At 65.5% G+C, this 7,518-nt stretch carries 7 protein-coding genes; 1 reads left to right on the top strand and 6 read right to left on the bottom strand.

Annotation, left to right across the window (positions count from 1 at the left end; all coding sequences use genetic code 11):
- The 3 genes from EOA28_RS18165 to EOA28_RS18175 form a co-directional block, all read right to left on the bottom strand.
- The coding region (locus EOA28_RS18165) for a caspase domain-containing protein (protein ID WP_189342086.1) at positions 1–1,134 on the bottom strand (1,134 nt) is incomplete at its 3' end.
- A 168-nt stretch (positions 1,135–1,302) separates the two neighbouring features.
- The gene (locus tag EOA28_RS18170; protein ID WP_127251369.1) at positions 1,303–2,544 is read right to left on the bottom strand and encodes a class I SAM-dependent RNA methyltransferase; all 1,242 of its coding nucleotides are present in this window, start codon (positions 2,542–2,544) and stop codon (positions 1,303–1,305) included.
- Positions 2,541–3,314: a TlyA family RNA methyltransferase gene (locus EOA28_RS18175; protein ID WP_127251368.1), complete on the bottom strand. Its 774-nt coding sequence runs from the start codon at positions 3,312–3,314 to the stop codon at positions 2,541–2,543. Before EOA28_RS18175 ends, EOA28_RS18170 begins: the two co-directional genes overlap by 4 nt.
- Positions 3,315–3,414: 100 nt before the next feature.
- Between EOA28_RS18175 and EOA28_RS18180 the strand changes: the two genes are divergently transcribed.
- Complete coding sequence (locus EOA28_RS18180) at positions 3,415–3,816, top strand: GFA family protein (protein WP_128315120.1); 402 nt, start codon at positions 3,415–3,417, stop codon at positions 3,814–3,816.
- Here the strand turns inward: EOA28_RS18180 and EOA28_RS18185 are convergent.
- From EOA28_RS18185 to EOA28_RS18195, 3 genes are all read right to left on the bottom strand, one after another.
- The gene (locus EOA28_RS18185) at positions 3,813–4,100 is read right to left on the bottom strand and encodes a hypothetical protein (RefSeq protein WP_126078567.1); all 288 of its coding nucleotides are present in this window, start codon (positions 4,098–4,100) and stop codon (positions 3,813–3,815) included. The genes EOA28_RS18180 and EOA28_RS18185 overlap by 4 nt on opposite strands.
- Before the next feature lie 250 nt (positions 4,101–4,350).
- On the bottom strand, positions 4,351–6,258 hold the full coding sequence (gene dxs, locus EOA28_RS18190; RefSeq protein WP_127251366.1) for a 1-deoxy-D-xylulose-5-phosphate synthase: 1,908 nt from the start codon (positions 6,256–6,258) through the stop codon (positions 4,351–4,353).
- Between the two features lie 440 nt (positions 6,259–6,698).
- On the bottom strand, positions 6,699–7,518 hold an 820-nt coding region (locus EOA28_RS18195; RefSeq protein WP_148670751.1), incomplete at its 5' end, for a pirin family protein.

Below are 7,518 nucleotides of genomic sequence, written 5' to 3' on the forward strand. Positions count from 1 at the left end.
GTACACGATGACTGTAAAGCTCGCCGGTGGCTCGAGCTCGGCGTCGAAATGCTCCAGCCGGCGCCGCGCGTCCCAGGCATGCGGCCCGTGCGGATAGCGTTCGAGATAGGACCAGTAGGCCTCAGGCGTGTCCCGCAGCCATGTTTCACGCCAGGTGATCGCCTCGCGCCGCGCCGCGATGATGGCGCGCACGCGTTTGGCCATTGGGTCGTGCGGATAGGCGACGATGAAATCCTCGTAGCCGCGCATCGTGTCGCGATCGAGTGCCGCGAGATAGGCGTCGTGCGCATTGAAGTCGCGGATCGCCCTGGTCCGGTTAGTCCGTTCTTCGGCCTCGGAAACCTTCGGCGGCGGCGCGTCCGGAGCGCGCTCGAAGAAGACGAAAGGCACGTCGATCTTCGAGACATCCCATGGGATTTCGGCGCCCTGCGTCACCTCGTTGACGCGCAGCCGCGTGCGGTCGAAAACCTCATCGAGCGACAAGCCGCCGTCGCGCATCATCTCGGCGAGCGCCTGGGCATAGGCGCCGTATGGGCCCTCACCTTCCGGCGCAACCGTTCCGGGAGCGGCGTTGAACGCGATCAGCATATTGGGCTCGGGGTCGACCAGCGCCAGCCCGCTGGCCAGCGGCTGGCTCATTTTTGGGAGGGCATTCGGCCGGGCCGCGTCGAGGACGACTATATTAACCTTCGTCGGCAGTCCGGCCAGCGACTTGGTGATATCGGAGAGCCGCATGGCCTGGAGCGGCACGTCGGCCGGATTGGCGATCTGGGCATCGACCGGCAAGAAGTAGTTCTCGCCTTCGAACTGCACGCCACGGCCGGCGAGGTACACGAAAACGGTAGCGTCCGGACCGGCGGCGGAAACTTTCGCAAGGAAATCACGCAGCGCGCCACGCAGCGATTCCTGGTCGACATCGCGCGCGCCGACCACATCGAACCCGGCTGCTTGCAGGGTCTGCGCGATCAGACCGGCGTCGTTCGCGGAGGTGACCAACGCATCGGACGGATAGGCGGCGTTGCCGATGACGAAAGCGAGACGTTTCTGCTGTTGCGCGAGCACATCGGTCGCGGAGGCGACGGTGAACGCGATGAGAAGAACGAGAAGACCGATGACTTTCCGAAGCGAGAGCATAGCAATCCGCCATCCTTGTTCGCCATCCATCCCACGCGATAACGCCGGGGAGGCAGGAATGTTTCCCTAACAGCGAAATTAAGGTCCGGCAAAAAGGCGGCTTTAGGGCGCGATTTCACCGAAAGAACAGAGACTTCACAATTTTTCCAGCGAACCTCCGGCAGTCGACTAGCGCCGCCGCTTCGGCTTCTCCAGCAAGGCCACGGCCTCGACATGCGACGACCACAGGAACTGGTCGATCGGGGTGACACTTTTCAGCGTATAGCCGCCGTCGAGAAGGATGCGCAAATCCCGCGCCAGCGTCACCGGATTGCAGGACACGGCGGCGACCAGCGGTACGTCGGAGCGGGCGATCTGCTTCGACTGATCCTCGGCGCCGGCGCGCGGCGGGTCGAAGACCAGGCCGTCAAAGGCGTTCAACTCCTTGAAGGTCAGCGGCCTGCGGAACAGGTCGCGGCGTTCGCTGGTCACCCTCCTCAGGCCGGTGGCGAAGCGGTAGGCGCGATCGAGCGCGGCAAGTGCCGCGGCTTCGCCTTCGACGGCATGAACCTCGGATTTTGCCGCCAGCCGGAGCGCGAAGCTGCCGCAGCCGGCAAACAGATCCGCGACCTTCTTGGCGCGCGACAGATGCTGGCCGACTAGGCCGGCCATCGCCTGCTCAGCGGCTTCCGTCGCCTGCAGGAAGGCGCCAGGCGGCACGGCCACGGCGACCGGTCCGAACTGCACCACCGGCTTCTTCGGCTCGACCAGGATCTCGCCGTCGACGGAAAGCCGCGCCAGGCCCTCGGCCATGACGAAGTTGGAGGCGATGCGCCGCTGGTGGTCGCCAAGCATGCCGGCCTCATGGACGGCAATGTCGAGGCCGGAAGCGGTGACGGTCACCGTCATATGAAAGGCTTTCGGCGTGGCGCAGACCAATCCGGCCAGGGCGCGCAACTTAGCGAGCGCCGAGACGATCGCCGGCAGCGAGATCGGGCATTCCTCGATCGGGATGATCTCCGAAGACAAAGCGCGCACGAAGCCGAGCAGCATGCCGGCCTCGGTGCGCCGGGCGCTGAAGGTGACACGGCGGCGGCTGTGCGGCGCGCACGGCACCAGCGCGGCGACCTCGCAAGCGATACCCTTGGCCTTCAGCGCCTGCACGACTTTTTCGCGCTTCCATTCCTGATAGGCTGCGGCCTCGTAGTGCTGCAGCGCGCAGCCGCCGCATTCGGTGAAATGGCGGCAGGCCGGGTCGGTCCTGAGCGCCGAGGCTTCCAGCACCGACATCAGCGTGGCGCGGTCCTTCTGGCGCGCGGCGGTGACTGTCTCGCCCGGCAGCGTGAACGGGACAAAAACCTCCCCGCCCTCGGCGTTGGCAATGCCGTCGCCCTGGGAGCCCAGCCTGGCGATGGTGAAGCGTGTGCTCATCCCGAACCGGCGTCCTTTATGGCGGCGAGCAGGAACTCGCGGTTGCCGTCGCCGCCTTCGATCGGCGACGGGTGAAGTCCCAGCACGCGCCAGCCGAGAATGCCGGCGAGCCAATCGCGCAGATTCCCGGCAATGCGCTCGGCATCGCCTGGATCCTTCAGCATGCCGCCCTTGCCGATCGCCTCGCGGCCGGCCTCGAATTGCGGCTTGACCAGAAGGACTGCCCTGGCGCCCTCGCCCGCCAGCTCAAGCGCCGGCGGCAGCGCCAGCTTCAGCGAGATGAAGCTGACATCGCAGACAAGGAAATCCGGAACGCGGCCGCCGAGATCGGCTGCCGTCAAATCTCGGGCGTTCAGCCCTTCGATCATCGTCACGCGCGGGTCCCCGGCAATCTCGGGATGGATCTGGCCGTGGCCGACATCGATCGCGGTGACATGCGCCGCGCCTCGCTCCAGCAGCACCTGGGTGAAGCCGCCGGTCGAAGCGCCGATGTCGAGCGCCTCGCTGCCGGAAGGATCTAGGCCGAAACGGTCGAGGCCGGCGATCAGTTTCAACGCCGCCCGCGACACATAGGCCTGGGCCGGATCGTCGATGGCGACCAGGCAGTCCGGTGCAACGGGCTGGCCGGGCTTGCGGGCAATTGTGCCGTCAACCGTCACCGTGCCGCGCTCGATCGCGTCGCGGGCGCGCGAGCGGCTGGCAAACAGGCCGCGCCCGACGAGCAATTCGTCGAGCCGCTGGCGCCGGCTTAATGGCAATGGGGAACTCATCGGCCTTCATTGGCGAAAGCCAAGCGCTAACGCAATGGGTTTGAATACCGCGCAAGAGACTGCAGAATGCCGCCACGCGGGCTGTCGATCGGAGGAGTCGATGCTGAAGGGGACCTGTCATTGCGGCGCGGCCCATTGGACGCTGGAAGGCGATCCCGGCGGAATCACCGCCTGCAACTGCACGCTTTGCCGCCGCTACGGCGCGCTCTGGGCGTATGACTATCTCGACGAGCGCATCCGTATCGCGGGACCGCTGAAGTCCTATACGCGCGCCGAGGTGACGGAGCCCGCGCTGGAAATCCTGTTCTGCCCGACCTGCGCCTGCGTGGTCGCCTGGCGCGGCCTGCGCGCGGCCAAGAGCGGCCGCACGCGCATCGCCGTCAATGTCAGGCTGGCGCCGCCCGAAGACGTCGCCGACCTGCCGATCGATCATTTCGATGGGCTCGATACGTTTGACGACCTGCCGCGCGACGGCCGCTGCGTGCGCGGTGTGTGGTTTTAGAAAACGGTCCGGGAGACGCGGCGCTCGACAGCCGGTGTCAGGCCGTCATTGCCGGAGGCTTCCTTGCGCGGCGGTTCAACCGGAGTGGGTGCGACGGGCGTAGCATCCGGCGGCATGACGAGTTGAGGCCTCTGCTTGTAGGAGAAGCCGCCGCGGATGCTGCCCATCTTGGCGGCGACGATGTCCATCGCCGCCTTTTCGATATTGCGGTCGTAACGCGTTTCGGCTGTCGCCGGCGCGGCCATGGCGGCCAGCAAGGCCGTGCCGCAAAAAAACGACTTCATTGTTCTTATCCCCTGCCTAGAGCGTTTCACCGTTTCAGCGAAATGGCGAACCGCTCTATCCCTTTGTTTTTATGCAATTCCGGGCGGAAAACCGCTCACTCTTTTCCTTAATTGCTCTGGGGCCAAGGTCTTAGCAGGGCGCCGTTGAAAATCGGCCAAGAGACAGGGTAAGCGAACCGCCAAACGGAAGCGTTAACAAAAGCTTACGGCCGGAAGCCGGCAAACCGATTCAGCGTGTTGAAGTCCTGATTCAGGCGCGCTGCGCCTGCACGCCATGGCCGAGCGTCGCGAAGACCGTGCGCACGATGCCCGCCGAATCCAGGCCGGCATCGGCATACATCTTTTCGGGTTTGGCGTGGTCGGTGAAGACGTCCGGCAAGACCAGCGGGCGCACCTTGAGGCCGCTTTCCAAGAGGCCTTGATGGGCAAGGAAATGCAGGACTTGGGCAGCGAAGCCGCCGATGGCGCCCTCCTCCACGGTCACCAGCACCTCATGCGAACGGGCGAGGCGCCGGATCAGATCCTCGTCCAGCGGCTTGGCGAAGCGGGCGTCGGCGACGGTGGTGGAAAGGCCCGCGGCGCCGAGTTCCTCGGCCGCCAGCAGGCAGTCCTGCAGCCGCGTGCCGAAGGAAAGCAGCGCGACCTTGGTACCCTCTTTCAAGACACGGCCCTTGCCGATCTCGAGGACCGAGCCGCGCTCCGGCATGTCGACGCCGACGCCGTTGCCGCGCGGATACCGGAATGCGATCGGACCGTCATCATAGGACGCCGCCGTGCGCACCATATGGCGAAGCTCCGCCTCGTCGGCCGCGGCCATGACGACGAAGCCCGGCAGCGTCGCGAGAAAGGTCGTGTCGAAGGCGCCGCAGTGGGTGGCGCCGTCGGCGCCAACGAAGCCGGCGCGATCGATGGGAAAACGCACCGGCAGCTTCTGGATCGCCACGTCGTGGACAACCTGGTCGTAGGCGCGCTGCAGGAAGGTCGAGTAGATGGCGGCGAAAGGCTTGTAGCCTTCGGTGGCAAGGCCAGCGGCGAAGGTGACCGCGTGCTGCTCCGCGATGCCGACATCGAAGGTCCGCTCCGGGAACACCTCGCCGAACAGGTCGAGGCCGGTGCCGCTCGGCATGGCGGCGGTGATGGCGACGATGCGCTCGTCCTCCCGCGCTTCCTGGATCAGGCTCTCGGCGAAGACCTTGGTGTAGGCGGGTGCGTTGGCCGGCGCCTTGGCCTGCGCGCCGGTGATGACGTCGAACTTGTTGACGCCGTGATATTTGTCGGCCGCGGCCTCGGCCGGCGCGTAGCCCTTGCCCTTCTGGGTCACGACATGGATCAGCACCGGACCCTTGCCGTTGTCGCGCACATTCTTCAGCACCGGGATCAGGTGCTCGAGATTGTGCCCGTCAATCGGGCCGATGTGATAGAAGCCGAGTTCCTCGAACAGCGTGCCGCCGGTGACATAGCCGCGCGCATGCTCGACTGCGCGGGTGATGGCGCGGTCGGCGCGCTTGCCGAGATAGGAGGTCAGCTTCTTGCCGAAATCGCGTAAGCCGAGATACGCCTTGCCGGAGGCGAGCCTGGCCAGATAGGCGCTCATAGCGCCGGTCGGCGGCGCGATCGACATATCGTTGTCGTTGAGAATGACGATGAGGCGAGCATCCAGCGCGCCGGCATTGTTCAGCGCCTCGAAAGCCATGCCGGCCGACATCGAGCCGTCGCCGATAACGGAAATGACATTGTTGCGGCCACCCGACAGGTCGCGTCCCATGGCCATGCCGAGACCGGCCGAAATCGAGGTTGAGGAATGCGCGGCTCCGAATGGGTCGTATTCACTCTCGGCGCGCCGGGTGAAACCGGAAAGGCCGCCTTCCTGGCGCAGCGTGCGGATGCGGTCGCGGCGGCCGGTCAGGATCTTGTGCGGATAGGCCTGGTGGCCGACGTCCCAGATCAGCCGGTCCTGTGGCGTGTTGAAGACATAGTGCAGCGCGACCGTCAGCTCGACGACGCCGAGGCCGGCGCCGAGATGGCCACCCGTCTGCGAAACGGCGTCGATGAGTTCGGCGCGGAGTTCGGCGGCAAGCTGCGGCAGCGCGCTCTCATCGAGCGTCCGCAGGTCCGCGGGAATGCGAACCTTGTCGAGCAGCGGCGTGTCTGGCTTCACTCGGGCGCGTCCTGCCTCAATTGATCGAACACGGCGCTACCAGCAGATTGCGCCTTAATCATGCGCGGCATAGGCCGCCGCCAAGCGAATGTAAATGCGCGTCAGTGACGCGCGGCGCTGCTTGTTTTGGCAAGCCATCGAAAACGGCTGGAATTGGCGGAAGCCCCCCAACGTCGTCATTCCAGGGCGAAGCAGGAGCGAAGCTCCGTCCCGGAGACCCTGGAATCCATGCCGTGACTCTGGCCGAAGAGCGCAGCGGAGCAGAATTCTGCACCGTTGCAACGCTTGGAAGTCACGGCATGGATCCTATGGTCTGCGCCGCGTCGCTTCGCTCCTTGCTCCGCCATAGGATGACGACGCAAGGGACGTTTCGGCCAATCGCCAAGGCATGCACCTAGAAACGCATATCCGAGCCGTTAAAAATTCTGTGTGCTCGAGAACTAACCCTCAGGCAGCGGAATGAAGTCCTCCTCATCGCCAGGAACGATATCGAAGCGGCCAGTCTTCCATTCCTGCTTGGCCTGTTCGATGCGTTCCTTCGAGGACGAGACGAAATTCCACCAGATGTAGCGCTGGGAACCCAGCGAGGCGCCGCCGAACAGCATGAAATGCGCGCCGCGCTCGGAGGAGACGACGATCTCCTCGCCCGGCTTGAACACAAGGAGCCGCTCGGCCGGAAAAACATCGCCGGCGATCGAGACGTCGCCTTCCAGCGTGTAGATGGCGCGTTCCTCGGCATCGGCGGGGATCTGCACGCTGGCGCCCGCCGCCAGGCGCAGATCGGCGTAAAGCGTGTCCGATGCGGTCGCGACCGGCGAGCGCAGGCCGGAGAACTCGCCAATGACGACGCGGCCGCTGACGCCTTCGGCATCGATCTGCGGCAAGCGGGCGACGGACGTGTTCGCGAAGACCGGGGCGATCTCCTCCTTGCCGTCCGGCAGCGCCAGCCAGGTCTGCAGGCCGGAGACCGACATCGGCGCGCCGCGCAGTTCCTCCGGCGTGCGCTCGGAGTGAACGATGCCGCGCCCGGCGGTCATCAAATTCACGTCGCCGGGTGCGATCACCATCTCGGTGCCGAGCGAGTCGCGGTGCCTGATCTTGCCGTCGAACAGATAGGTGACGGTGGAGAGCCCGATATGCGGGTGCGGGCGCACATCGAGCGCGTGGCCGGCGCGCAGGATGGCCGGGCCCATGCGATCAAAGAAGATGAACGGCCCGACCAGACGACGCTTTGCCGTCGGCAAGGCGCGGCGCACCTCG

Origin of the sequence: Mesorhizobium sp. M2A.F.Ca.ET.067.02.1.1, from assembly GCF_004023285.1 — a bacterium.
Lineage (GTDB): Bacteria > Pseudomonadota > Alphaproteobacteria > Rhizobiales > Rhizobiaceae > Mesorhizobium.

Bases quoted from the DNA above. Each gene is read 5' to 3' on its own strand.
- EOA28_RS18180 (WP_128315120.1), top strand. From the start codon at position 3,415: ATGCTGAAGGGGACCTGTCATTGCGGCGCGGCCCATTGGACGCTGGAA.
- EOA28_RS18185 (WP_126078567.1), bottom strand. From the start codon at position 4,100: ATGAAGTCGTTTTTTTGCGGCACGGCCTTGCTGGCCGCCATGGCCGCG.
- EOA28_RS18175 (WP_127251368.1), bottom strand. From the start codon at position 3,314: ATGAGTTCCCCATTGCCATTAAGCCGGCGCCAGCGGCTCGACGAATTG.
- EOA28_RS18170 (WP_127251369.1), bottom strand. From the start codon at position 2,544: ATGAGCACACGCTTCACCATCGCCAGGCTGGGCTCCCAGGGCGACGGC.